This window comes from Tritonibacter mobilis F1926 (assembly GCF_000376545.2).
GTDB classification, from domain to species: domain Bacteria; phylum Pseudomonadota; class Alphaproteobacteria; order Rhodobacterales; family Rhodobacteraceae; genus Epibacterium; species Epibacterium mobile.
The window spans coordinates 598,983-625,078 of sequence record NZ_CP015231.1; the positions used below are offsets into that span (position 1 = coordinate 598,983).

Genomic DNA, 26,096 nt, shown 5'->3' on the forward strand with positions numbered 1-26,096 from the left:
ATCCTCATCTGTCACATAAGCTTTGGCGGAGCTGCTGATCGCGTCGACATTCTGCACCAGAGCCTCATGACCTTCCAAGTCGCACAAACCCTGCCCGCAGATACATATGTCCTCAATAGAAACACTTACGCACAAATGTTCTTTTTGAAATCACTCTGGCCTTAAGCATTGAGTCCACCTGGACCTATCCCCCGACTTCGAATTGCCCTTTGCTGATTTTTGACACAGTGCGCCGCCTCGGCGTTCTTCCTCATTCTTCGAATAAGCCATGAAAGGAACATGTCATGCACGGCACGTTCACCGACAACGATCTCAGCCACGTTATCGAGGCCGACAAAGCGCACGTCTGGCACCATCTGGTCCAGCACAAGCCGTTTGAATCCTCTGATCCCCGCATCATCGTCGAAGGCAAGGGCATGCGCGTTTGGGACCAGAACGGCAAAGAATGGCTCGACGCGGTGTCCGGTGCGGTCTGGACCGTAAACGTCGGCTATGGGCGCGAAAGCATCTGCAAGGCGGTCTACGACCAGATGATGAAGATGTGCTATTTCGCGCAGGCCGCAGGCTCGGTGCCGGGCGCACTTTATGCCGAAAAGCTGATCGAGAAGATGCCCGGCATGTCGCGTGTCTACTACTGCAACTCCGGCTCTGAGGCCAACGAGAAGGCGTTCAAGATGGTGCGCCAGATCGCGCACAAGAAATACGGCGGTAAGAAAACCAAAATCCTCTATCGCGACCGCGATTACCACGGTTCCACCCTGGCGGCGATGTCCGCAGGCGGTCAGGACGAGCGCAACGCGCAATACGGCCCCTTCGCACCTGATTTTGTGCGGGTGCCGCATTGCATGGAATACCGCAAGCACGAGCTGGGTCTGGATCATCTCTCGGGCGAGGATTTCGGCATTGCCGCAGCCAATCTGATCGAAGAGGTCATCCTGCGCGAAGGCCCCGAGACGGTTGGCGCGCTCTGCCTCGAACCCGTCACCGCAGGCGGCGGCGTCATTGAGGCCCCCGAAGGCTACTGGCCGCGCGTGCAGGAGATCTGCAAGCAATACGACGTGCTCCTGCACATCGACGAGGTGGTCTGCGGCATCGGGCGCACCGGCACCCATTGGTTCGGTTATCAGCACTACGGCATCAAACCCGACTTCGTGACCATGGCCAAGGGCGTCGCCTCCGGTTATGCCGCCATCGCCTGCATGGTCACAACAGAAGAGGTCTTTGATCTGTTCAAGGACGATGCCTCAGACAAAATGAACTACTTCCGCGACATCTCTACCTTTGGCGGCTGCACTGCAGGCCCCGCCGCAGCACTGGAAAACATGCGCATCATCGAGGACGAAAACCTCCTTGAGAACTGCACCAAGATGGGCGAGCGGATGATGTCCAACCTGCGGGCCTTGCAGGAAAAGCACACCGTTATCGGCGATGTGCGCGGCAAGGGCCTGTTCCTTGGCGCTGAACTCGTCACCGACCGTGACACCAAAGAACCGGTGGACGAGGCGCTGGCACAAAAAGTCGTGGCGGAATGCGGAACGCACGGCGTGATCATCGGCGTCACCAACCGCTCGGTGCCCGGTCGCAATAACACGCTGTGCTTCTCGCCCGCTCTGATTGCCACAGCCGATGACATCGACAAGATCACCGATGCGGTGGACAAGGCTCTGACGACTGTCTTCGGCTGACGCTGAAAATTGGCCTGATGCAATTTTCAAAAGGTGGCTCTTCTCACGGGGCCACCTTTCTTTCATTCCACGAGGCAGACCACCCAAGACAGAAAGCCTCTTCTCATGTGGATGACCCCGATTTCCCTCTCAACTGAGGGCGCGCGCCTCGTGCCGCTCACGTATGACCACACGCCGGAGCTGGTGGATGCCGCCGCAGATGGTGCTCTTCATCACCTATGGTACACTACCGTGCCTGCCCCGGAGGGCGTTGAACAGGAAATCAGCCGTCGCCTCGCGCTGCAGGACGCGGGCAGCATGGTTCCCTTTGCCATCCTTGATGCGACAGGACGCGCGGTAGGCATGACCACCTATATGAATGTCGATCACACCAATCGGCGCGTCGAGATAGGCTCCACTTGGTATCGCAAATCGGTGCAGCGCACCGGTCTCAACACCAAGATCAAACAACTCATGCTCACCCACGCCTTTAAGGCAAAAGACGCCATCGCGGTCGAGTTTCGCACTCATGTGCTGAACCGCCAAAGCCGTGCTGCGATCGAGCGCCTTGGCGCCAAACTCGATGGTATCCTGCGGGCGCATAGCATCCTGCCCAATGGGACAATTCGCGACACGGCCGTCTATTCCATCACCGCGGCAGAATGGCCCATGGTGCGTGCAAATCTCGCCCATATGTCGGCGCGCTGATTGCGGGTCAAGGAGGCCGCAAGGCCCCGCCCCTAGGGCGGCCTGTCCTTGACGCGCGCCTCTATACACAATCGAAATAGGCTCTGACGGGCACACTTGCCCCTCAGAGCCTTCTCTGCAGAACCGCGCCGAAGGCGCGCGGCCCAACGACTCATGTCGCATGCGTCAGCATGGGGCGTGAGTCGGCGGGAGCACCCCCCGCCGCGCTCGTTTTCAGATCATCTGGAACACGACGCCCGACAGGATCGCTCCGGAAATACCCAGCGCGAGATAGGTGGCAAAGACCCGTGGTTTGACCAGCGACCAGACCGCTGCCATCGCCGGGATCGAGCTCACCGCACCTGCCACCATAAAGGCCAGCGCCGCACCAGCGCTCATCCCCTGACTCATCAATCCGGCCAGCAGCGGAGGCGCTACATAAGAATTCAGGTACGCAGGCATTCCGACCAAAGCGGCGGTTGCGATTGGCACTACCCCCTCGCCCCCCACCAGCGAAGCAATCCACTCGGGGCGCACATATGTCACCAGGAGCGCTTCCAGCACATAGGCAAAGGCGAGCCACTTCAGCAGAAACAGAGCGTTTTCCACAAACTGTTTGCGGAAAGTATCGCGCCGCTCGGCCTCTTGCCAGAACCGCCAGTTGGGTTGCTGGTCAGCCTTCGGCGTGCCGCACCCACAGCAGCTTTTGACCGGCTCATTCTTCAGGGGCTGTGCAAACAGTCCGCTTCCGCGCAGCGCTTTCACAACGAACCCACCAAAGAGGCCCAGCGCGACCGCGCTGACCGCTTTGGCAATGGCGAAGGGCCAACCAAGAGCCGCTGCCGTGATCAACAGGGTCGGCGGATCAATCAGCGGAGAAGAGAGCCAAAACGCCATCACCGCTGCCAATGGCGCACCAAGCGCCAGAAGCCCGGCAATAAAGGGGATCACCTCACAGGAACAGAACGGAGCCAACCCGCCCAGAAGGGCCGCGAAGAAGATCATCCGGGTCTCGCGCCCCACAAAGGCCCGCGCGACCAGTGCTTCCGCGCCTGTGGCCTTCAGATAGGCCAGAAGCGTCACCGCAAAAAGAATATACTTGGATGTCGACAACAGCGCCGCAGCCGCAAATGTCAGCACCGGCCAGAAATTTGCACCATCCAGAAGCGCCACCACAAGAAGGATCAGCGCTCCGAGCGTCCATGGACTTTGCACCCAACCCCAAGCGGCGCGCATCGGGCGAGGAGAAAGAGATGTATCAGCCATCGTTCGCAACCTTTCCAAACCGCCCGAGACCTTCATCCTGACAGCATTCGCTGAGGATAAAGCCCGCTAGGCGCTCAAGATGTTTGAAATCAGCGCGACAGATAGTGCTGCGCCCGAGCTTTTCCTGCGTCACCACATCGGCGGCGGTCAGGAATTTCAGATGATGCGCCAGCGTAGAGGCAGCAATCCCGGTGCGGTCGCGAATTTCGCCCACACTCAGGCCAGCCTCCCCCGCGCGCACCAAGACCCGCAGCACCTCAAGGCGTGCTTCAGATCCCATCGCAGCAAAGCCCTGCGCGGCAACAGAAGGATCCATGCCAGATCTCCCAATTGATTCTATATAACTAGTTTTATGGTTTTATTGTATGACTGGCAAGTTGGAACTTGCCCCTCCCCTAACGTCCTGCCGCTAAAGCAAGAAACGAGATTGGAAAAATACCTGACCGTATGCACAGTCCAGATTGCCTCACGGATAAGTCCAGAATAGGCTCTTGCGATGGCTATTTCTGTCGAAACCTTCTTTCTCAACGCGGACGCGCAGGGCACGCTTCAGGCGCAGATCCAAGAGATGATCGCCGCTGGCATCCTGTCGGGGCGCTTCCGTAGAGGTGAAAAGCTGCCGTCCTCGCGCAAACTCGCTGACCATCTTGGCGTTAGCCGGATCACAGTGACGCTTGCCTATACCGAACTGGTGGCCAATGATTATCTGACCGCGCGCGGCCGATCTGGGTATTTCGTGTCGGAAACGGCCCCTGTGCCGCCGTCGTTCTCGCCTACTGAAAAGAGCTACGATACTGTCAATTGGTCTCGCGCCATCACGCAGGTTTTCACGGGCGGCGACAGTCCGCGCAAACCCCGAGACTGGCGCAGCTACCGCTACCCGTTTATCTACGGACAAGCGGATGCAACCTTGTTTGATCACGCCAATTGGCGGCTTTGCGCGCTCAGGGCGCTGGGTCAAAAGGACTTTGCCGCGATGACTGGCGATTACTACGATCAAGACGACCCGCTTTTGATCGAATATATCGCCCGCAACACCCTGCCGCGTCGGGGGGTTATTGCGCGACCGGAGGAAATCCTGATCACGCTGGGTGCGCAAAACGCGCTCTGGACGGTGGTACAGCTATTGTTGCAACCGGGGCGCAAGGCAGCCATCGAAAACCCAAGCTATTACACGCTGCGCGACCAACTCAGCCATACGGGCTGCGCGCTTGATGTGATCGAAGTGGACAAAGACGGGCTGCCGCCCGAACAGATTGCGCCGGATACGGATGTGGTCTTCACCACCCCCAGCCATCAAAGCCCGACAACCGTAACAATGCCGATGGCCCGGCGCAAAGCACTGCTCGACCGCGCCCGCGACATCGACGCCGTTGTTGTCGAGGATGACTATGAATTCGAAATGTCCTTTCGCGCGCAGCCTTCACCCGCGCTCAAATCCATTGATCGCGACGGGCGCGTGATCTACCTCGGCAGCTTCTCCAAATCGTTGTTTCCGGGGCTGCGGCTCGGCTATCTGGTGGGCTCGGAACCCTTCATCCGGCAGGCGCGCGCGCTGCGCGCCAATGTGCTGCGCCACCCGCCCGGCCACATCCAGCGCACAGTCGCCTATTTTCTGTCACTCGGTCATTACGACGCCCAGATCCGGCGGACTGCCAAGGTTTTACAAGAACGTCGCGCCGTGCTGGAGAAAGCCGTGGAGGCTGAAGAGTTGACCCCCACCAATCGCAGCCTTTTCGGCGGCTCGTCGTTTTGGATGCAAGCCCCGGATCACTTCGACATGGGGCAAATCGGTATGGGTTTGCGCGACAAGGGCGTGCTGATTGAGCCCGGTGCGCCCTTTTTTGCGCAGGACACACGGCGCCATAACTTCTACCGTCTCGGCTATTCCTCGATTGCATCTGAACGCATTCCTCAGGGTATCGCCCATGTGGCCAATGCGATCCGCGCGTATCGCGCCTGACACAGGCACCACTATGGCCCTCCTGCAGATCACGGGCGGCTCCCGCCCCTTCGCAGGACGCATCAAAGATGCTTCGCTCAGGGTTGGGCCGGGCACCGCACCTTTGGTGCGGTGCCCGGCCCAACGGGACGATGTGTTTCGCAGAAACATTGAGGACGGGCGGGAGGGCGCGCCTCATCTAGGACCTTACGCCGCATTCAGGCGCGAACTGGATCTACTGCACCGCAAAACTGGCCCTAACGCCCCCAGCACACCGCGCCTACACCAGAACAAAGTCCAGTCTCTGGGAGATCGCATCATGCGCATGACCACTGAAGAAGCCTTTGTCAAAACCCTGCAAATACATGGCATCGAACATGCTTTTGGGATCATCGGGTCCGCCATGATGCCCATCTCAGATCTCTTTCCCAAGGCAGGCATCGCCTTCTGGGACTGCGCACACGAAGGGTCTGCCGGTATGATGGCCGATGGCTACATACGCGCCACCGGCAAGATGTCGATGATGATTGCGCAAAACGGCCCCGGCATCACCAATTTTGTGACCGCAGTCAAAACCGCTTACTGGAACCACACCCCGCTGCTGCTCGTCACGCCACAAGCCGCCAACAAGACCATCGGCCAAGGCGGATTTCAGGAAGTTGAGCAGATGAAGCTGTTCGAGGACATGGTGGCCTATCAGGAAGAGGTACGCGACCCCTCCCGCGTCGCGGAGGTGCTGAACCGGGTGATCAGCCAAGCCAAGCGCGCCTCTGCGCCTGCGCAACCCAATATTCCTCGTGATATGTGGACCGAGGTGATCGACATCACCCTGCCCGCCACCCTTGAATTTGAACGTCCTGCCGGTGGCGAAACGGCGATAACACACGCGGCTGACCTGCTGTCACACGCCAAGAACCCGGTGATCCTGAATGGTGCAGGTGTGGTCCTGTCCAAGGGCGGTATTGCGGCCTCGATTGAACTGGCTGAACGGCTCGATGCGCCCGTCTGTGTGGGTTACCAGCACAATGACGCCTTTCCCGGTTCGCATCCGCTCTTTGCGGGCCCCTTGGGGTATAATGGCTCCAGGGCAGCAATGGAGTTGATCAGGGAGGCCGATGTGGTGCTGTGTCTTGGCACTCGGCTGAACCCATTCTCTACCTTGCCCGGCTACGGCATGGAATACTGGCCAACGCAGGCCAAGATTGTGCAGGTCGACATCAATCCTGATCGTATTGGGCTCACAAAGCCCATAAACATCGGCATCATTGGTGACGCAGCCAAGGTCGCCAAAGGTCTCCTCAGCCAGCTCTCTGACAAAGCCGGGGATGCGGGTCGTGCTGCCCGCAAGGCCAAGATTGCGCAAATCAAGTCTCGCTGGGCGCAGCAGCTTGCATCCATGGACCATGAGGACGACGATCCCGGCACCACATGGAACCAACGCGCCCGCGCGGACAAACCCGACTGGATGAGCCCCCGCATGGCATGGCGCGCCATCCAATCCGCACTGCCCAAAGAGGCGATCATCTCCTCGGACATTGGCAACAACTGTGCCATCGGCAATGCTTATCCATCGTTTGAGTCAGGCCGCAAATACCTCGCACCGGGATTGTTTGGCCCCTGCGGCTATGGGTTGCCCGCCATCATGGGAGCAAAGATCGGCTGCCCTGAAACACCTGTGGTTGGATTTGCCGGCGACGGCGCCTTTGGGATCGCTGTGAACGAACTCACCGCCATCGGCCGCGCGGAATGGCCCGCGATCACGCAGGTGGTCTTTCGCAACTACCAATGGGGCGCGGAAAAGCGCAACTCGACGCTTTGGTTCGACGACAACTTTGTGGGCACCGAATTGGACACTCAGGTCTCTTACGCCGGGATCGCGCAGGCTTGCGGCCTGAAAGGGGTCGTGGCACGCACAATGGAAAAGCTAACTTCGGCCCTACATCAGGCGATTGAGGACCAGAAGAACGGCATCACCACCCTTATTGAAGCGATGATCAATCAGGAACTGGGTGAACCCTTCCGCCGCGATGCAATGACAAAACCGATCAAAGTTGCCGGTATCTCAGCGCAGGACATGCGCCCACAGGAGCAAGCGTAGTGACGCTGGCAATGATACCAGATCTGCCATTTGCGCTGACCACAGCGCAGGGTCTGTTTCTGGCCGGAGCCCTGTTTTTTGCAGCCGTGATTCGGGGGTATTCGGGCTTTGGGTTTTCGGCAATTTTCATTGTGATCGCCTCGCTGGTAACAAACCCACTGCCGTTGATCCCGGTGGTATTCACCTGCGAGATCGTCATGACCGCGTTTCAGGCCCGAGGCATCCGCGCCCATGTGGACTGGCGCAGAGTTGTCGCGTTGCTTCTTGGGGCGGCCATTGCGGTCGTCCCTGCGGTGGCAATCATGGCCCGGCTTGACCCGGTTCAGGCGCGGCTTGCGGTGTCCGGCTTGATTTTGGTGCTCAGTTTGGTTTTGCTCAGCGGATGGCAGCTGAAACGCCCGATTGGTGCCTTGGGTCACACAGGCGTTGGCGTGATTTCCGGCACGGCCAATGCAGCCGGGGTCGGCGGGCTGCCGACCGCAGCCTTTCTATCGGCGCAAGCCATGAAACCAGCGACATTTCGTGCGACGATGATTGTGTTTCTCACTGGGATCGACCTGATGGCATTGCCTGCGATGTCGTCACACGGGTTGGTTACGGTTGAAACAGCATTTGCCGCGGCCCTCGCCTTTCCAATCCTCGGTGCAGGCGTGTGGTGCGGCAGCCAAGGTTTCGCCCGCACAAAACCCGAAGGGTTTCGCCAAAAGGTGGTCGTGTTGCTGGCGGTGCTTGCAGGGATCAACATCATTCGGGTCATGGTGTGAACGCATTCCCCAAGTCCCACCCAGAGCCTACCAGCCAGAAACAAATGTTCCGCCCTTTCCAATTCAGCGGAACACGCGTACCAATTCGACCAGAACATTTGGCAAACCGTTTTTGCCGACGCGCATGAGCCAGCACCGCGCCTCACCTTTGCGTCAGCTTTACACGTGCCCAAGTCCGAGAGTTTTTCGTGCCTGACACATCTCCTTCCTCCCGCTTCCCCCTGCTCGTCCAAGCCATGCAAACGCATTTCAAGGTGCTGTTTCCGGGCATCGCGGTCTCTGTCATCGTCGCAGCCACTGCGCAGTTCCTCGCAGAACACTACGCCACACCGGCAATGCTCTTGGCTCTATTGCTCGGTATAGCGGTCAGTTTCCTCGGCGAGGAAGGGCGCACGGTGCCGGGGGTGGCGTTCTCGGCGCGGGCCTTCCTGCGACTGGGCGTCGCTTTGTTGGGGGTCAGAGTCTCAATGATGGTGCTGGCAGGGCTTGGCCTGCCTTTGATCTTGCTGACAGCGGGCGGAGTGGTCGCAACCATTCTCTTTGGCCTTTGGGTGGCCCGGTTTTTCAAGCAGGAATGGCGTTTTGCTTTGCTGACGGCGGGTTCGGTGGCAATCTGCGGAGCATCCGCCGCCATGGCCATTGCCGCGATCCTGCCGCGTGACGAAAACTCGGAGCAGCGGCTGATCTTCACGGTGATGGGCGTCACCGTGCTGTCAACAATCGCGATGATCACCTATCCGTTGCTGGCGAGCCTGATGGAGTTTGACCATATTCAGGCGGGCGTGTTCCTTGGCGGCACCATTCATGACGTCGCGCAGGTGGTGGGTGCCGGGTTCTCGATCTCTGATGAGACCGGCGACACCGCAACATTGGTCAAGCTGATCCGCGTGTCGATACTAGCGCCGGTGGTTCTTGTGGCGTCTTTAATGATCCGCGCTCGTCTGGAGACCGCAACCGAAGGAAAACAACCACCACTGCTTCCCGGTTTTGTCATCGGCTTTATTGCGCTTGCGGTACTCAATTCGCTGTCGCTGATCCCGCCTGCGGTGAGTGACTTCCTCAGCGCCTGCTCACGCTGGCTGTTGCTGATCGCCATCGCCGCCGTCGGTATGAAAAGCAACCTCAAACAGGTGCTATCCGTGGGTGGGGCGGCGATTGGTCTCTTGGTGACAGAAACGATTTTCATCGCCGGTTTGATTTTGCTGGGCATCGCGGTTCTGACCTGATCCGGATTTTTTTCAAAAAATTCGCCGCCCGTGTCACAGATCCTGAAGGCCGCTCGTCCTGTTGTCAGTCCCCTCTGACAAATAAAGGAACAGGACCCATGACCCAACGTCTCGACCAGTTTGCCGCTGCCGGTGATCTCTTTAAGCCGATGATGGAACAAGAAGAGCTGCTAAAGGCCTCTGGCCTGGAGTTCAGCATCATCGAGTTGGTCAAACTACGCGCCTCGCAAATCAATGGCTGCGCATTTTGCATCCACATGCACACCCATGACGCGCGCAAAGCGGGCGAAAGCGAGGACCGCATGCATCTGTTGCCTGCATGGCGCGAGAGCACGCTTTATACCCCGCGTGAACAGGCGGCGCTTGCGTGGACCGAAGCGCTGACGCTGGTGGCTGATACGGCCGCACCGGATGCGGATTACGCGCTGGTGGCAAAGCAGTTCTCTCCCCGTGAACAGGTGGCGCTGACGCTGTTGATCGGTGCGATCAACGCATGGAACCGCATTGCTATCGGTTTTCGCACGCCGCATCCTGTAAGCAAGGAGGCATCTGCCGCGTGAGCCATCAGGCACAAGATACCGGAACCGATACGTTCCTATTGGTGCGACCGCGTCTTTTCGCGGTCGCCTATCGCATGTTGGGCAGTGTCGCGGATGCCGAAGATATCCTGCAAGAGGCTTATTTACGCTGGCAATCGGTGTCTCAGGACGACGTCAGGGATGTAACCGGCTATCTGGTGCGTGTCGTGACGCGGCTCTGTCTGGATCAGTTGAAATCGGCGCGTGTCAAACGCGAAACCTACACGGGCGCGTGGCTGCCGGAGCCTTTGCTGACCGAAGACCCGACGGAACGGATCGACCACGATGTCTCTGTTGCCCTGTTGCTGGCGCTGGAGCGGCTTACCCCACTCGAACGCGCGGCCTTCCTACTGCATGACGTTTTTGGCGACAGCCATGAAGAGGTCGCAAATGCCTTGGACCGCAGCCCGTCCGCCTGTCGCCAACTGGTGTCACGGGCGCGTCGTCATGTGCAAACTGAACGCCCCCGAAGCCATGTTGCGCCAGAAGAGAGCCGCGCCCTGACAGAAGCCTTCTTTCGCGCCTCAAAGACCGGCGACATGGCGGCCCTGACGCAGCTTCTGGCACAGGATGTGGAACTAGTGAGCGATGGTGGCGGCAAGGCCACAGCGGCGCTCAACCCGATTTATGGCCGCGACAAGGTGATGCGGCTGGCCGAGGGGCTGGCGCGCAAATCTGGCGCCCATCTGCCGCCACGCTGGCGGTTTGCGATGCTGAACGGGCTGCCCGCGATCCTCAGTCTGGAGCCCGAAGGTCTGGTTCAGGCCACGGCGCTGGAAATCCGCAACGGGCAGATCGCCAAGGTCTATGTGATCCGCAATCCCGAAAAGACCGCGCATCTGGCCAAGGTTCTGTAGAAACAGCGCCCCACCACAAGACAATTCGCCAAAACAAAACAGCCCCGGCAAAACCGAGGCTGTTGCATTCAGTGATATCTGAAATCGATCAGAGCAGGCCGGCGTGCACCATGGCCGCGTCGATTTTGGCCTTAGTGCTGTCCTCAAGCCCTGTGAGCGGCGAGCGCACTTCCTCAGAGCATAGGCCCAGCTTCGACATGCCGTATTTTGCCCCCACCAGTCCGGGCTCGATAAAGATCGCCTCATGCAGTGGCATCAGGCGGTCCTGATATTCCAGCGCGGTCTTGTAATCGCCTGCCAATGTCGCCGCCTGAAATTCTGCGCAGAGTTTTGGCGCGACGTTTGCGGTGACGGAAATACAGCCCACACCGCCATGTGCGTTAAAGCCCAGCGCGGTTGCGTCCTCGCCCGAGAGCTGAATGAACTCCGGACCGCAAGAGGCACGCTGCTGGCTGACGCGCTCCAGCTTGCCGGTGGCATCCTTGACACCGACGATGCGCGGCAGTTTTGCCAGCTCGCCCATGGTGGCAGGAGTCATATCCACAACCGAGCGCGGCGGGATGTTGTAGATGATGATCGGAATGTCGGCGCAATCATGCAACGCGCTGAAATGTGCGATCATGCCGCGTTGGGTCGGCTTGTTGTAGTAGGGTGTCACAACCAGCGCCGCGTCGGCACCAACCCGGTGGGCGTATTCCACAAAGCGAATCGCCTCGACGGTGTTGTTGGACCCGGCTCCAGCGATCACCGGCACACGGCCAGCAGCGGTTTCCACCACCACTTTGATGACCAACTCGTGTTCTTCGTGGGTCAGGGTCGGGCTTTCACCGGTGGTGCCAACGGGAACGAGGCCGGTCGAGCCTTCGGCAATATGCCATTCAACCAAGTGTTTGAGCGTGTCCAGATCCAACTCACCATTGCGAAACGGGGTGACGAGGGCTGGCATAGAGCCTTTGAACATGGGAACGCTCCAGTTAAAGATTTTGATGCGGGCAATTCCTTGCCCGGACGGGCGCACTGGCGGGAAATTGAGTTGCACCCCGCGACACACGCACTATCGTCACAGCCTCTATCCCCGGATTGCTGGAAAATGCAAGAGATGACACGCAGACTCGCCTGCTCATTGCTGATTTGCGCGACCCTTTTTGGCGCGCCCGCGCATGCGCGCGGACTTGATACCGCCCTCCCCCTGATGCGCGATGGCCAGTGGCAAGAGGCCCTGATCGACGCAGGCGAAGAGGGATCACTTGCCCGTGACGTGATCGAATGGCACCGCCTGCGTGCAGGCAAAGGCACTGCCCGCGATGTCATGTCCTTTATCGACCGCCGCCCCGATTGGCCGGGAATGGACTACCTGCGCCGCCAGAGCGAAGAAGTCATCGCCACCGCAGGACAGGCAACGATACTTGCGTTTTACCGCGATACATCTGAGGCACAGACTGCCGAAGGGGCGCTCAGCCTTGGCGAAGCGCTGATTGGTGCGGGCCGTAAAGGCGAAGGCGAGGCAGAGATCGTGCGCGCGTGGCGCAGCATGGCAATGTCAGAAGAGATACAAAACGCCTATCTTGCACGCCATAAGACCCTGCTCGCCAAACATCACGAAGCGCGCCTGAACCGGCTGTTGTGGGAGGGCCACAAAGTGTCCTCGCGCCGGATGCTGGATCTTGTCAGCGATGGCGCGCGCAAACTGGCCGAAGCCCGAATTGCCTTGCAGCAACAGTCCAATGGCGTTGATGCGGCAATCAGCGCGGTGCCTGCCAACCTGCAAAACGACGCAGGGCTGGCCTATGACAGGTTTGCGTGGCGCGATGCCAAACGGCGGCAGGACGATGCAATTGCCATGATGTTTGAGCGCTCCACCTCTGCCGAAGCACTGGGAGAGCCGGACAAATGGCTGCGTCGGCGCGCAGATTTCGCGCGCCAACTGATGCGCGACAATGACAACACCCGCGCCTATAAACTCGCCGCCTATCACTTTGCCTCACCCGAGGCAGGCTATGGCTACGCCGACAACGAGTGGATCGCAGGCTATGTCGCCCTGCGCAAACTGGGCGATGCCGAGCTTGCAGTCTATCATTTCACCCGCTTCCTCGCCGCCGTGGAAAGCCCGATTTCGGTTGGGCGCGCAGGATATTGGCTGGGGCGGGCCTATGCCCAGATGGGCGAGATCGACAAGGCCCACGCGGCCTACAGGCTTGGTGCAAAATTCCAGAGTTCCTATTACGGGCTGCTCTCCGCACAGGCGCTGGGACGCGGGTTTGATCCGCGCCTGACCACACCTGAAGCACCCGACTGGAAGGGCGCGCCGTTCCTGCAATCATCGGTCTACAAGGCTGGCATCGCTTTGATCGAGGCAGGCGACCTGTCGCTGGGCGAGCGGTTCCTGACCCATCTGGTCGAAAGCCTCCCCCCGGATCAGGCGCTGCAACTGGGCCAGATGGCGGTGGATATGAAACAGCCCCACTTGGCGGTGATGATCTCCAAACGTGCTGCCCAAGACGGGCTAGAACTGGCAGGCGCTTATTATCCTTTGCACCCTGTCACCCAGATGAGCCTGCCGATGGCGTCCGAGATGGTCTTGGCAATCGCGCGGCGCGAAAGCGAATTTGACCCGGTGGTCATCAGCCATGTGGGCGCGCGCGGATTGATGCAGGTGATGCCCGGAACGGCAGAACTGGTGGCCAAGGACCTTGGAATCCTCGACGATCACAAGGTCTCGCGCCTGACCGAAGACTGGCAATATAACGCCAAGCTCGGCGCCGCATATCTGGCGCGGCTCGCAGGAGAGTTCGACGGCAATGTGGTCCTAATGGCGGCAGGTTATAACGCAGGCCCCCATCGCCCCATTGCATGGATGGAGCGCTACGGTGATCCGCGCAACCCGGAGGTGGATGTGGTCGACTGGATCGAGCACATCCCGTTTAACGAGACGCGCAACTACGTGATGCGCGTCACCGAGAGCCTGCCAGTTTATCGCGCGCGACTGGGGCAGACACCGCTGCCCCAGCCGTTCACGCGCGAACTATCTGGCCGCACGCTTCAAGTTTTCGCGCCAAAAGGTGAATAGCCCCGCCGCCACAACGATGGCCGCACCAATAATCACATTGGTGCGCATATCCTCGCCAAACACCAGCAGACCAATCATCGCGGCCCACGGCAGCTGCATATACGCAAACGGCTGCACGGCGCTCGCCTCTGCCATCTCGTAGCATTTGATCAGAAGCCAGTGCCCAAGTGCGCCCGTGACACAGAGGGTCGCCATCCAGCCCCAATCCGATGCGGTCATCGGCTCCCACCACCAAAGCCCCAACGGTGTCACAAAAATCATGCCGTAGACGCCGGTGTAGAAAAAGCTGGTCGCGGTGGTGTCGCGGCGCGCCACATAGCGCGTAAGCAGGCCATAGAGTGCGAACATCAGCGCCGCCAGCAGCGGGATCAGTGCTGCCACCTGAAACACGCCTGATCCCGGTTGCAGGATGATCAGTACACCTATGAAGCCCACGCCAATCGCCGCCCAGCGCCGCCAGCCCACTTGTTCACCAAGGATCGGCCCCGAGAGCGCGGCAATGAGCAAAGGATAACAGACAAAGACCGCGTGGCTTTCGACAAGGCCAAGCACGGTAAAGGCCATCACCATCACGCAAATCTCCGCCACAAGCACAAAGGCGCGAAAGATCTGCACCCACGGCTGACTGGTCTGTGCGGCAGCCCTTACGCTGCCACTTTGTTTCAATGCCAGCGTGATCACAAAGGCCGCAAAGAACCAGTAGCGAATGGTGATCACCATAAAGACGTTATATTCGCTCGCCAAATGCCGCGAAATACCGTCTTGCAGGGCGAAAACGATCGTTGCGCCGATCATCAGCAAGATGCCCAGTCTGGTGTCGTTCTTGGCCATGACCTGATCCATGGTTCAGCCTTTCAATTCATCTGTCAAAATTGCCCGCGTCATATGCCGCTTGCGCCCAAAACCGGGGGTGCGCTCTACTTTGAAACCTGCCGCCTCAAGCCCGCGACGGACAAATCCGGCCGCTGTGTAAGTCGCTGCGGTACCGTTTGATGCAGTATGGTCCGCGACGGCCTGCATCAGATCCTCTTGCCACAGTTCCGGGTTCTTGGCGGGTGAAAACCCGTCCAGAAACCAAGCGTTCGCCTGTCCTGTCCACTCTGGCAGCGACCTGCGCGCGTCGCCGATGACGACCTCCAACTGCAAGCTGCCCAGATCACAGCACCCACCGCCCGTCCAGTGCGCCAGGAACCGCTCCGCCCATGGCGTGATCGCGGGAAAGGCCTCCAGCGCGCGTGCCATATCGGTTGGGGCCAGTGGGAAGGCCTCGAAACTGGTGAACCGCAGCGGCGTGCCTTGTCCGCTCTCTTCCCACGCGCGCCACGCGGCCAGCATGTTAAGACCGGTGCCAAACCCCAATTCTGCGATGTGAAAACCGGGCTGAAACCGGGCCGGCAGACCATTACCGGCCAGAAAGACATGCTCGGTCTCCAAAAGGCCGTTTTGTAGCGAAAAATAAGGGTCGTCGAACTGATCCGAGACGGGCAAATCGCCCTCTCGCCAGCTCAGCCGTGCCTGCTGGTCTGCCATCGCGAATTCCTTTAGGTGAGACGTGACACGAGGGCGAACCTGACGAAAGGTCATGGAAATGGCAACTGCTGAAATCACCGTGCGCGGCGCTGGCATCTTTGGGCTGTCGATCGCATGGGCCTGCCACAAACGCGGGGCCAAGGTGCAGGTGATTGACCCCGCCGGGCCGGGCGCTGGATCAAGCGGCGGGCTGGTCGGCGCGCTCGCCCCGCATGTGCCGGAAAACTGGAACCCAAAGAAAGCGTTTCAGCTTGAGAGCCTTTTGATGGCCGAAGGGTTCTGGGTCGAGGTTGAAGATACCGGGGGTGTTTCGCCGGGCTATGGACGCCTTGGCCGCCTGCAACCCATCGCGGATGAGCGCACGCTGCAACTGGCCCGATCGCGCCGCGAGACCGCAGCCGAGCTATGGCAGGATCATGCGATCTGGGACGTGCGCCCGGCCTCCGATTTCGGCGTCTGGTGCCCGCCCAGCCCAACCGGAATGGTGATCCACGACACGCTCTCGGCGCGCATGCATCCGCGCCGGGCCTGTGCTGCGTTGGTCGCCGCCCTGCGCGCTGGCGGTGTCGAGGTCGCTGGTGACGGGCGTGACGAAGGGCAAGTGGTTCATGCCACCGGTTTTCAGGGGTTGTTGGATCTGAACGCCCTGTCGCCGCGTCTGGTTGGCACGGGCGTCAAGGGACAGGCCGCATTGCTGGCCTACGATGCCGGTGCGGTGCCGCAGCTTTATGCAGATGGGCTGCACATCATCCCACATGCGGATGGCACCTTGGCCATCGGCTCCACCAGCGAGCGTGAATTCATCCGCCCGGACGAACCTGATGCGCAGCTTGATCAGGTGATTGCACGTGCCAACGCCGCAATGCCACAGCTTGCCGGTGCAGAGGTTCTGGAGCGTTGGGCTGGTGTACGCCCCCGCGCCCGCACCCGCGCGCCGATGCTGGGGGAATACCCCGACCGCCCCGGTCATTTCATCGCCAACGGCGGCTTCAAGATCGGCTTTGGCATGGCCCCCAAGGTCGCCGAAGTGATGGCGGGGCTGCTGCTGGACGGACGCGACCGCATCCCCGAGGGCTTTCGCGTATCGGACAATTTCTGAACGCTCAGGAGCGGTTGCAATTTGCCGTCCAAGCGGCTCTTTAGGGTCAAACCTACGGCGCAGGAGAGAACACAGATGGAATGGACGCAACTTCTGGACCCGAGACGCCTGTGCCGCCCGGACTATGCCGACAAACCCAATCGTCCGGCATATCTGCAGGATTACGACCGCATCCTGTTTTCCGAACCCTTCCGGCGTCTGGCACAGAAAACGCAAGTGCACCCGCTTTATGATCACGACCACGTCCATCACCGGATGATCCACTCGATGGAGACCTCCTCGGTGGGGCGTTCCCTTGGCATTCAGGTGGGCGAAGCGCTGGTCGCAGACGGGCGGCTGAAGGACGGGCTGCAACATGTAATGGCTGGCACGGTACAAGCCGCTTGCCTCGTGCATGACATAGGCAACCCACCCTTTGGCCATTCCGGCGAGGCCAGCATCGGCGCATGGTTTGCACAGCAGTTTGCAGCCAACACCGGCATTGCCGCAGGCATCGCGCCTGAACATCGCGCTGAGTTTGAGGCTTTTGAGGGGAACGCACAGGGTTTTCGCATTGTCTCCCGGCTGGAGATGGCGCGGCGAGAGGGCGGTATGCGGCTCTCTTATGCAACCCTCGGGGCCTTCGCCAAATACCCCTGTACTGCAAGCGCCGCCGCAAATGCAGATGAGTCCTATGTAGGCCTGAAGAAATTTGGCTGTTTCGCAAGCGATGAGACGCTTTTTGCTGAGGCCGCAACCGCACTTGGCCTGCCCGAAGAGCGCACCAGCTCTGGTCATCGTTGGTGGCGCCGTCACCCGCTGGCCTTCTTGGTCGAGGCTGCAGATGATATTTGCTATCGCATTCTGGACCTTGAGGACGCGGCCACCGTGGGAGATCTGGGCGGCGATGACGCCTCCGACATTCTCGAAGAGATCACGGGAAAACCGAACCGCCCCCCGGAGCCAGAGATGACCCTGCGCGAACGCACTGGCATGCTGCGTGCCATGGCAATCGGGGCAGCCATTGACAGCGCGGTTGAAGCCTTTCTTGAACACTACGATGCAATCATGGCGGGGACGTTCAACGGTGGCCTGATGGAGGTCTCCAGCAAGGCCGAGGCATTCAACCGACTGAAACAAATCTCCAACGCCCGCATCTTTACCGCACAGCGCAAGACAGAGCTTGAGGTGGTTGGCCGCAAGGTGCTCTTCACCATTCTGGATGAGTTCCACGCGCTGTTCGTCGCGCTAAGAGCCTGCAACTGGGACACCGAGACATTGCTCAAGGAACACGGCTACTGGACACAGCTGGTGCGCGCGGTGGATCTGGATTTGCGCGGCGTCACGGATGAATACACCGCCGCGCATGCGCTCACGGATTTTGTCTCTGGCATGACTGATCGCTATGCGATCCGGGTGCGCGATATGATCACCGGACAAGTGCCCAGCTAAGCGCACCGTTTCAGGCGGGGGCTACCCCCCCCGCCGTTTCACATTGCCGCCACGTTGACCTGCTTTGCCCGCAGTCGACCTGCCACGCCGACGTGTTGCGTCCTCTGCGGCCGCCTCCACTGCGGATTGTCGCGCCAGCGGGTCGTCCGAGATTGCCAGGTCGACGGCTTCCAGCCGTTTGACCTCATCCCGCAAACGGGCAGCTTCTTCGAACTCAAGGTTCTCGGCTGCCTTCCGCATCTGCTCACGCAACCCGTCCAGATGGGCCTCAAAATTGGCACCATGCAGTGGCTTGTCGATCGTGGCTGTGACGCGGGACATATCGGTGTCCCCCTGATATAGCCCTGCCAGCACGTCATCGACGTTCTTTTTCACCGTCTCTGGCGTGATGCCATGTTCCTCATTATAGGCAATCTGCTTTTCGCGGCGGCGGTCGGTCTCAGCAATCGCACGCTCCATCGAACCGGTGATACGGTCGGCATACATGATGACCTTGCCATCCGCATTTCGCGCCGCCCGACCAATGGTCTGGATGAGCGAAGTTTCAGAGCGCAAGAAACCTTCCTTGTCCGCATCGAGAATGGCCACCAAACCGCACTCCGGAATATCCAGCCCCTCACGCAAAAGGTTGATCCCGACCAGAACGTCAAACGCCCCAAGCCGCAAATCACGCAGGATTTCGATCCGCTCGAGCGTGTCGATATCAGAGTGCATATAGCGCACCTTGATGCCCTGCTCGTGCAGGTATTCGGTCAGATCCTCCGCCATGCGTTTGGTCAATACCGTGGCCAGCGTCCGAAATCCGCGTGCGGTGACCGCGCGGATCTCATCCAGCAGATCATCCACCTGCATGCCGACAGGGCGGATTTCCACCTCCGGATCAAGCAACCCAGTGGGGCGGATAACCTGCTCTGCGAACACGCCGCCTGCCTGCTCCATCTCCCATGCCGCTGGCGTTGCGGAAACAAAGACCGACTGTGGGCGCATCGCGTCCCATTCCTCGAATTTCAGCGGGCGGTTGTCCATGCAGGACGGCAGGCGGAAGCCATGTTCGGCCAGCGTCATCTTGCGCCGATGGTCACCTTTATACATGCCGCCAATCTGGGGCACCGAGACGTGGCTCTCGTCGGCAAAGACAATGGCGTTGTCGGGAATGAACTCAAACAAGGTCGGCGGTGGTTCCCCCGGCGCGCGACCAGTCAGGTAACGCGAATAGTTCTCGATCCCATTGCAGTGGCCCGTGGCTTCCAGCATTTCGATATCAAAATTGGTGCGCTGCTCCAGCCGCTGCGCCTCCAAGAGCTTGCCTTCGCTTACCAGACTATCAAGCCGCTGGCGCAACTCACTCTTGATCGAGATTACCGCCTGATTGAGTGTCGGCTTTGGCGTCACATAGTGCGAATTCGCGTAGACGCGGATTTTCTCAAAGCTGCCAGTACGCTCGCCTGTAAGCGGGTCGAACTCGGTGATCGCTTCCAGTTCTTCACCAAAAAACGACAGTTTCCACGCCCGGTCCTCAAGGTGTGCCGGAAAGATCTCCAGCGTGTCGCCACGCACCCGAAAAGAGCCGCGCTGAAACGCCTGATCGTTGCGTTTGTATTGCTGGGCCACCAGATCAGCCATGATCTGGCGCTGATCATAATCCTGCCCCACGTTCAGATCCTGCGTCATCGCCGAATACGTCTCGACCGAGCCGATCCCATAGATGCAGGATACCGATGCAATGATAATGACGTCATCACGCTCCAACAGCGCCCGCGTGGCCGAGTGGCGCATCCGGTCGATCTGCTCGTTAATCTGGCTTTCTTTCTCGATATAGGTATCAGAACGCGGCACATAGGCCTCTGGCTGATAATAGTCATAAAACGAGACGAAGTATTCGACCGCGTTGTCCGGGAAGAAGCCTTTGAACTCGCCATATAGCTGCGCCGCCAGCGTTTTATTGGGCGCAAGAATGATCGCCGGACGCTGCGTTTCCTCAATCACCTTAGCCATGGTGAAGGTCTTACCGGTCCCGGTCGCCCCAAGCAGCACCTGATCGCGCTCACCGTCAAAAACGCCCTGGCTCAGTTCTGCAATGGCCGTGGGCTGATCACCAGCCGGGGAAAAGGCCGTCTGCATAACGAAGTTTTTCCCCCCTTCCAGCTTCTCGCGCCGCTCTGGTGCGCGGTCAGCCATCATCGGCAGGGTCTTATCGGAATGAGCGTAAGGCATCGGCGACTCCTTGTCGGGCACGCAGACAGAGTTTGGTCCGTTTTTGTTCCACTTCAAGGGGCGAGTCAAACATCCCTTGTGCTCGGGCCCAAAGGTGGCTTGCGCACAACGTCTGTTCAATACGCGGCATTTGCAATCTTGCCGCGCCGCCACATCCATCGCATATAGATGCAAAGGAATCTTCTTGAGGAGACAGCCATGCGCGCGCGGATCTACCGGCCAGCTCGAAACGCCATGACCTCTGGTATGGCCAAGACGCGGAAATGGGTGCTGGAATATGCTCCTGCCAGCGCGCGTGAAGTGGACCCTTTGATGGGCTGGACCTCATCCTCCGACACCCAAAGCCAAGTGCGCCTGAAGTTCGATAGCAAGGAGGAAGCGCTGGAATATGCCGAGGATCACGGCATTGAGGTCGATGTACAAGACCCCAAAACGCGCAAACCCAATCTGCGCGCTGGCGGCTACGGCGAAAACTTCGCCACCAATCGCCGTGGTCCGTGGACACATTAGGGTTGTAAATCGGGGCAAAGTTGTCTCGAAATTGGGGCAAGGATCCCGCGAAGACATGCTTCGATCAATATATAGGGCGCCCACTGGGCGCCCATACTATTTCTGGGAACGCCGCTTTGGTGGAGTGCTTCTGCGGCTGCAAAGCCGCTTCGACCTCAACTCGCTTGCCGGATCCCAGATGCCTGTCAGCGTTAGCAACGACATGACGTCGAGCTTGTTTTCATCCATCTCGACCCGCTCCATGGGTCGCACGACATCGGGACCGTTGCTGCTCATGGCGAATTTCCTGGCGGCCGCAGTCGCACCATATCGTTTTGCGCAGACGTAGAATGGGTCGGCCGAGTCCAATCGGCGTTTAACGCTGGAGGCAGAGGGGATCGTGAGCAGAGTTGCTCCCGCGCTGGTTCTGCGCGCGTTCTCTTCTATGAACAGCGCCCGAGTCTCCTGAATAGACTGGACTTTGGGTGGTCGCTGCGTGTCGGCGTAAATCTCGATGACTTGGTTCATCAAGGCTTCCGCCTTTGGACACCAGCGCCGGCTCCGATTGCCGGATAGGTGAGTGGCCGGAATGAGCGAAAGTGCAGAGTAGCCTGCAGCCTGATAGGAGCGGACCCACTGCAAGACTGTCCGGCTTCCCGGCAGCTTGCGGATTTTTATTTCCTTACCCGGTCGTATCTTGGCAAAGGCCGCTGCGCCTTCACCAACGAGCCTGGCCGTCACTGATGCGAGCTGCGCTTTGGCCTGCTCATAGGCCCGCTGCGTGCGTTTGACGAGGCCCGCAGCTTCGAGAGCCAGGAAGGCGTCACAGACGGCCTTCCGCCAGATCACCAGCCGTGCGGTCTTTTCCGACAGTTCGCTGATGACCTGCACAGGTTTATCGCGATGGGCCTCTTGGGTGGCTCGATCAAAATACCCGGCAAAGTAGGTCGTGTCCGGCCGACGCATCATCTCGGCGAGCTCTTGGTGGGAAAACGCCTCAGTAATTCCCGGCTGGCCGACGCGCTCGAAGGTGCCGCCTTTGTCGTCGATTTCTAGCGGGCGCATGGCGACGCCTGCCGTGGTGATCATGTCGGAGTTCGAGAAGCGAAAACGCAGGGTCATGCCGCCACCTCCGTCAAAGAGGGGCGCGACCAGGCGAGTATCCGGGCCGCTTCAGCAGCGGCGGTCCGGTCGATATGCAGATCCGTGACCAGCAGCACGCGGTCTGCAAAGGATTTGGAAACTGCGGCTGCAACAGCTTCGAGCTCGGATGCAAAGTTCAGCTTCAGCACACGCTGCATAGGTTTGACGGCCACAGCAATGCGCTCCCCGTCCGTTTTCGTGATCAAGAAATCGAAGACATGCCGCGCGGGGCAACCGTCAGTGCCGACATAGGATATCGCCGGGGGTTGTTCGCGGATGTTGTGCACGTCGGGGCGTACCAACATCAGGCAGAGGAAGGCGTATTCGAGCGCACTCTCGAAGTGAATGATGCGCGGGCGCTCGAAGCCGGGCAACGATGCGACCATCGAGCCACGAAGGCTCCCTTTTGAACGGCGCGCAGGCACCCGGGTCGCGTGGCTCGGCTCCGGCCCGCGGTGGAACAAGGTGTTGTACATGATGATTGGAGCGCACCTCACCTGGGCGCCGACCCATGTGGATCGGAGCAGGCGCGGGGCGACATCCCCCTATGTTTGAGATGAGTTTGACTGCCCTGCCGAGAGACGCCTCGGCAGGTTGACTTTTCGTGAGACTCAGGGGATGAATAAGGGGTCGGATCGAAACGACACTTATTCAAAAGGCCTTCCTGTTAGCGCAGGAGGGTCTTTTTATTTCCCGATGTCAGGTTGTGTTCGCCGTGCTGTCCTCCTCTGCTGGGTACCGATCGGGAAAGAGCTCGGCCGGGGTCGTTTCGACAGCATCGGCAAGGGCTTTTTCGATTTTCAAAGACCTGCGCAGTCCTTGGCTGACTAGCGTGACCGTCGAACGCAAAACTTCGAGTTCACGGGCGACTGAGGCTATGGATTTGCCACGTAGCCGTAGCTCCATTTTCAGGCGTTCATGAGCTGGGTTCACTGTGTGTGACATCGACGCTGTAACCATGATTGCTGGGGCTTCGTGATCAGGAGGGAATCAGCTATCAATGAATCAGTCAAGGATAAGTATTTAAAATCAGGTGGTTAAAAAGTACGGCGAAATTCCACGATCTATGTCGCTAGGATTTTACCGGAGTTTTTGGACAGAGGAGGAGTATATGGCCGAAGCAAAACATCATCTGAGGGTTTTTGGTGACTTCGTTGTCGCCTTTACGGATGGCGAAGGTCATGGTGTCCATCACTCTGAATTAGTTGACTTGATGACGCACAGCCGGTCGCTGGCTGAGGTTCGGAAGCGCTTCGCCGGCAGTCGATCCAATTTGATCGAGACGTTGGAGCGCTTCGGCTATGATTTCGACACGCTGCTCGAAGAGCAGTTTCGGGAGGGGTATCGAGATACGGCCTTAGCGAAACTACATCGCGTTGATGCGAAATGGATAGCTCGCAAGCGGGAGGAACTGGGCTTTCCGAACGCGCCGGGGCGGTCACGTTTGGAGTTCTCAGCTGAACAAGTGAGGACAGCATATGATGCCGCTGGCAGCTTTGCCGGTGCCGCAAGGTTGATGGGCATCAATAGGCAGACATTCAAGAAGCTATATGCCCGAGCAGTAGAGCAAATGGAGCCGGGGAATGATCGCAAACTAGATCAGTTTCCGGAGAATGGTCCTCTCGCAAATGCGCGACCACCGCATTCTGTAGACTTGTCGCGCGCTTTCCTTCAGGCAAAGAGAACATCCCGAACATCAACTCTGCGACCGTCACAGAAGTCAGATACAGATTTTCGGGTTCTTGATCGTTCAACCAGTCCACCAGCTTAGGATTGGGCGACGGTTTCTGAAGCTCGTAGATGACATTCGTATCGAGAATGATCATTCGAAGCTCGCGGGCTGTGCTGAGGTTCGGTCACGTTCAATATTCAGCTCGTCGCCTTCCACACCCTTGAAGCGCTTTGTGAGGGCTACCAAAGCCCCCTGAATTTGACTGTCGGGCTGTCTCGATGATCATCGCCCGCACCTCGGCCTCAGCGCTCCTGCCGTTGCTCTTCGCGCGGGCCTTCAAAGCCTCGTGGGCTTCATCTGGAATATTGCGGATAGACATGTTTCCCATCACTTCCTCCAATTGCTATCAAGTTACAAGAATGATAGCAAAATCCCTTGATGCTAGCAGGCTCTATTCAGTGGCCTTCGATCTGCCGCCCTGGTAGCTTCTACCCAAACCCTCAGATACGAGAAAGTTTGCAATGTCGTCACTTCGGATGAACATGCGCACAAACCCTCTCCCGTATTTGTCACGCCCCGGCAGCACCACGATTTCCACTCTACCTGCCATTCTTACCAGTTCTCTTGCGCGTCTGCGCCATCGTCACACCCCAGCAGCCTCATGCCTTCTGCATTCAACCCCAGCGGCACCGGCCAGGGTAATTTTTCGAGGTGCCCTGGAATCATAGCGACATTGCTCAGTTGAGCTGACGACCTTAAGATCCTGCCAATCCAGCCTTTGTCTGATCTCGGAAGCCTCGCTTGGTCAAAAGCCTACCCGCCACTCCCGGAACGAACTTTCCGCAGTTGCCGCTGACGGTGTCGCATGCCGCGAGCGAACCGGCATCCTCCTTGCTGTCGCGACTTGCAGCCAAGAACGGCGCAATTTCAATGCAGAGGTTTTGCGGCGATATTGCCTTTCCGATTGATCCACTTTTTCGTGGTGAGAAGGTGGCCATAGAGCAATTGGCGCAGCTTTCAGGATGTGACGTGGGCGCATTGGAGCGAGTGTCTATCCGCCACCTCGGTAAGGGCCATTTTCGCCTGAGAGAAGAATTTGCCTCCCTTCAGAGCTTTCAGCGCACGCGCATCCGTGTCTGTCCAGAGTGCATACGCTCCGAGATGCCGTCAACAGCGGATTCGTGGCGCGTGGCGCGTCGCCTCCAGTGGAAATTCTCGTCGATCAGGAGCTGCCCGGAACATGGGTGCATGCTCGTATGCCTTCCGGCCGAAAAATTTTACAAGGATGCCCGAGACTTCGCGGCGCAGCTGCGAAAACACCACGTTTGGATTTTGGATCAACCGGTGATCCAGACAAACCCCAGCCCTTTCGAGGCGTATATTACGAACCGCATCCTGAGCGGGCGAGGCGACCGATGGATCGACCGCCTCGAACTCAACGTGGCGTCTCGCGCATGCGAGGTGCTGGGCCTGCGTATCGCGAAGGGGCCAGACGCTGTGCTGGCGGGGCACAGTGAGTCAGGCTGGATGACCTTTGGTGCCTTGGGCTACGACATACTGAAAGATGGTCCTGTAGCTCTTACCGACTGTCTTGCCGCCATGGCTCATGAGGACGGCGCGGACGGCAGGTTCTTCGGTCGACTCTTTGGTCCTTGGATGGCGTGGCTGAAGAGCCGGAGTCTCGGCGATGAGTTCGAGCCCCTTCGTGACGTTGTACGGCGGCACGTCTTCGACAATTTTTCCGTCAGAAAAGGGGTGCTGGTGTTTGGCGTATCTTCTGAGGGAGTTGCTTCGTCGAACCCACAGAAGTCGGTTTCGCTGAAGGGATTCGCCAAGCGCAATGCGGAGGATCTGATTTACCGAGGTCTCGCAAAGCGTGACGCTGGTGGCGGTATCGCACCGATGAATTTTGCAACCCAGCAAATGCTCGACGCCTACGAACGCGAGAAGAAGTACTTTCGAAACGCAAAGCGTTCATCTGAAGGTAGAAAACCCAGAACATTTGCTGTGGGCGACACCGATCCCTCACGGGAAGGCTGCCTCTCCATCGGTGACGCCGCCGGACAGTTAAGGGTGACGGTCAAAACAGTAGCGTATTTGATCCGACATGGAATGTTGCGCGGCGTGGAGACCTCCGAGCAATATCGTCGAGGGGCGACTGTTGTCACAATTGACAGTTTGGCGCACTTCCAAGAGAGCTTCATTTCATTAGGCCAGCTTGCAGAGCTCGTGCAGCGACCACAAGGTGCACTTTCCATGAAGCTTAGAAATGCCAAGTTAGCCATGTTGGCGATGCCCCATGATCTGAGTCGGATTTACTGGCGCGAGGATGTAGATGCCTATCCAACAACCGAAAAATAACCCTTTCG

General features: G+C 59.0%; 24 protein-coding genes. 13 read left to right on the plus strand and 11 right to left on the minus strand.

Annotated elements, in window-relative coordinates; all coding sequences use genetic code 11:
• The first annotated feature begins 284 nt into the window (after positions 1-284).
• Both K529_RS18330 and K529_RS18335 read left to right on the plus strand, forming a co-directional pair.
• Positions 285-1,685: an aminotransferase family protein gene (locus K529_RS18330; protein WP_005611949.1), complete on the plus strand. Its 1,401-nt coding sequence runs from the start codon at positions 285-287 to the stop codon at positions 1,683-1,685.
• A 105-nt stretch (positions 1,686-1,790) separates the two neighbouring features.
• Positions 1,791-2,372 carry a GNAT family N-acetyltransferase gene (locus K529_RS18335; protein ID WP_005611952.1) on the plus strand — a complete coding sequence of 194 codons (582 nt, stop codon included), beginning with the start codon at positions 1,791-1,793 and terminating at the stop codon, positions 2,370-2,372.
• A gap of 213 nt (positions 2,373-2,585) precedes the next feature.
• Here K529_RS18335 and K529_RS18340 read toward each other — a convergent pair whose 3' ends face one another.
• Complete coding sequence (locus tag K529_RS18340; protein ID WP_005611955.1) at positions 2,586-3,617, minus strand: permease; 1,032 nt, start codon at positions 3,615-3,617, stop codon at positions 2,586-2,588.
• Positions 3,610-3,933, minus strand: a complete 324-nt coding sequence (locus K529_RS18345) for an ArsR/SmtB family transcription factor (protein WP_005611958.1) — start codon at positions 3,931-3,933, stop codon at positions 3,610-3,612. Before K529_RS18345 ends, K529_RS18340 begins: the two co-directional genes overlap by 8 nt.
• Positions 3,934-4,113: 180 nt before the next feature.
• Between K529_RS18345 and pdxR the strand changes: the two genes are divergently transcribed.
• From pdxR to K529_RS18375, 6 genes are all read left to right on the plus strand, one after another.
• The gene (gene pdxR / locus K529_RS18350; protein ID WP_005611961.1) at positions 4,114-5,580 is read left to right on the plus strand and encodes a MocR-like pyridoxine biosynthesis transcription factor PdxR; all 1,467 of its coding nucleotides are present in this window, start codon (positions 4,114-4,116) and stop codon (positions 5,578-5,580) included.
• A 298-nt stretch (positions 5,581-5,878) separates the two neighbouring features.
• Entirely contained in the window at positions 5,879-7,657 is a 1,779-nt protein-coding gene (xsc, locus tag K529_RS18355; protein ID WP_005611965.1) for a sulfoacetaldehyde acetyltransferase, read from the plus strand.
• Positions 7,657-8,421 carry a TSUP family transporter gene (locus K529_RS18360; protein ID WP_005611967.1) on the plus strand — a complete coding sequence of 255 codons (765 nt, stop codon included), beginning with the start codon at positions 7,657-7,659 and terminating at the stop codon, positions 8,419-8,421. The genes xsc and K529_RS18360 overlap by 1 nt, the downstream gene beginning before the upstream one ends.
• Positions 8,422-8,657: 236 nt before the next feature.
• Positions 8,658-9,647 (plus strand): YeiH family protein, encoded by a 990-nt coding sequence (locus K529_RS18365; RefSeq protein ID WP_005611970.1) that lies wholly within the window; start codon positions 8,658-8,660, stop codon positions 9,645-9,647.
• 98 nt (positions 9,648-9,745) lie between these two features.
• The gene (locus tag K529_RS18370; RefSeq protein WP_005611974.1) at positions 9,746-10,207 is read left to right on the plus strand and encodes a carboxymuconolactone decarboxylase family protein; all 462 of its coding nucleotides are present in this window, start codon (positions 9,746-9,748) and stop codon (positions 10,205-10,207) included.
• A complete protein-coding gene (locus tag K529_RS18375) occupies positions 10,204-11,082 on the plus strand; it encodes a sigma-70 family RNA polymerase sigma factor (RefSeq protein ID WP_005611977.1) in 879 nt (292 codons plus the stop codon). Before K529_RS18370 ends, K529_RS18375 begins: the two co-directional genes overlap by 4 nt.
• A gap of 88 nt (positions 11,083-11,170) precedes the next feature.
• Here K529_RS18375 and dapA read toward each other — a convergent pair whose 3' ends face one another.
• Positions 11,171-12,043, minus strand: coding sequence for a 4-hydroxy-tetrahydrodipicolinate synthase (dapA, locus tag K529_RS18380; protein ID WP_005611979.1), 873 nt, complete (start codon positions 12,041-12,043; stop codon positions 11,171-11,173).
• A 138-nt stretch (positions 12,044-12,181) separates the two neighbouring features.
• Between dapA and K529_RS18385 the strand changes: the two genes are divergently transcribed.
• Positions 12,182-14,149, plus strand: a complete 1,968-nt coding sequence (locus K529_RS18385; protein WP_040641423.1) for a lytic transglycosylase domain-containing protein — start codon at positions 12,182-12,184, stop codon at positions 14,147-14,149.
• Here K529_RS18385 and K529_RS18390 read toward each other — a convergent pair.
• The gene (locus K529_RS18390; RefSeq protein ID WP_005611985.1) at positions 14,105-14,980 is read right to left on the minus strand and encodes a DMT family transporter; all 876 of its coding nucleotides are present in this window, start codon (positions 14,978-14,980) and stop codon (positions 14,105-14,107) included. The genes K529_RS18385 and K529_RS18390 overlap by 45 nt on opposite strands.
• A gap of 15 nt (positions 14,981-14,995) precedes the next feature.
• Positions 14,996-15,679 (minus strand): tRNA (5-methylaminomethyl-2-thiouridine)(34)-methyltransferase MnmD, encoded by a 684-nt coding sequence (gene mnmD, locus K529_RS18395; protein WP_046002562.1) that lies wholly within the window; start codon positions 15,677-15,679, stop codon positions 14,996-14,998.
• A gap of 58 nt (positions 15,680-15,737) precedes the next feature.
• Here mnmD and K529_RS18400 point away from each other — a divergent pair, with 58 nt between their 5' ends.
• Both K529_RS18400 and dgt read left to right on the plus strand, forming a co-directional pair.
• A complete protein-coding gene (locus K529_RS18400; protein WP_046002585.1) occupies positions 15,738-16,778 on the plus strand; it encodes an NAD(P)/FAD-dependent oxidoreductase in 1,041 nt (346 codons plus the stop codon).
• A gap of 75 nt (positions 16,779-16,853) precedes the next feature.
• Complete coding sequence (gene dgt, locus K529_RS18405) at positions 16,854-18,209, plus strand: dGTP triphosphohydrolase (RefSeq protein WP_005679863.1); 1,356 nt, start codon at positions 16,854-16,856, stop codon at positions 18,207-18,209.
• A gap of 21 nt (positions 18,210-18,230) precedes the next feature.
• Here dgt and uvrB read toward each other — a convergent pair whose 3' ends face one another.
• Complete coding sequence (gene uvrB, locus K529_RS18410) at positions 18,231-20,423, minus strand: excinuclease ABC subunit UvrB (protein WP_065317499.1); 2,193 nt, start codon at positions 20,421-20,423, stop codon at positions 18,231-18,233.
• Positions 20,424-20,621: 198 nt separating this feature from the next.
• Between uvrB and K529_RS18415 the strand changes: the two genes are divergently transcribed.
• Positions 20,622-20,933, plus strand: coding sequence for an ETC complex I subunit (locus K529_RS18415; RefSeq protein WP_005624946.1), 312 nt, complete (start codon positions 20,622-20,624; stop codon positions 20,931-20,933).
• A 96-nt stretch (positions 20,934-21,029) separates the two neighbouring features.
• Here the strand turns inward: K529_RS18415 and K529_RS18420 are convergent, their stop codons facing one another.
• The 5 genes from K529_RS18420 to K529_RS24100 form a co-directional block, all read right to left on the minus strand.
• Positions 21,030-22,034 carry a hypothetical protein gene (locus K529_RS18420; protein ID WP_005624949.1) on the minus strand — a complete coding sequence of 335 codons (1,005 nt, stop codon included), beginning with the start codon at positions 22,032-22,034 and terminating at the stop codon, positions 21,030-21,032.
• Positions 22,031-22,531, minus strand: coding sequence for a PDDEXK family nuclease (locus tag K529_RS18425; protein WP_046002560.1), 501 nt, complete (start codon positions 22,529-22,531; stop codon positions 22,031-22,033). The genes K529_RS18420 and K529_RS18425 overlap by 4 nt, the downstream gene beginning before the upstream one ends.
• A gap of 223 nt (positions 22,532-22,754) precedes the next feature.
• Positions 22,755-23,015, minus strand: coding sequence for a helix-turn-helix domain-containing protein (locus tag K529_RS18430; RefSeq protein WP_005624953.1), 261 nt, complete (start codon positions 23,013-23,015; stop codon positions 22,755-22,757).
• 578 nt (positions 23,016-23,593) lie between these two features.
• Positions 23,594-23,881, minus strand: a complete 288-nt coding sequence (locus tag K529_RS24095) for a PIN domain-containing protein (protein ID WP_080929609.1) — start codon at positions 23,879-23,881, stop codon at positions 23,594-23,596.
• Between the two features lie 36 nt (positions 23,882-23,917).
• Positions 23,918-24,115, minus strand: a complete 198-nt coding sequence (locus K529_RS24100) for a FitA-like ribbon-helix-helix domain-containing protein (protein WP_005624958.1) — start codon at positions 24,113-24,115, stop codon at positions 23,918-23,920.
• A 413-nt stretch (positions 24,116-24,528) separates the two neighbouring features.
• On the opposite strand from K529_RS24100, the gene K529_RS18445 reads away from it, so the two are divergent.
• Positions 24,529-26,088: a TniQ family protein gene (locus K529_RS18445; RefSeq protein WP_227512290.1), complete on the plus strand. Its 1,560-nt coding sequence runs from the start codon at positions 24,529-24,531 to the stop codon at positions 26,086-26,088.
• The last annotated feature ends 8 nt before the right edge of the window (positions 26,089-26,096 follow it).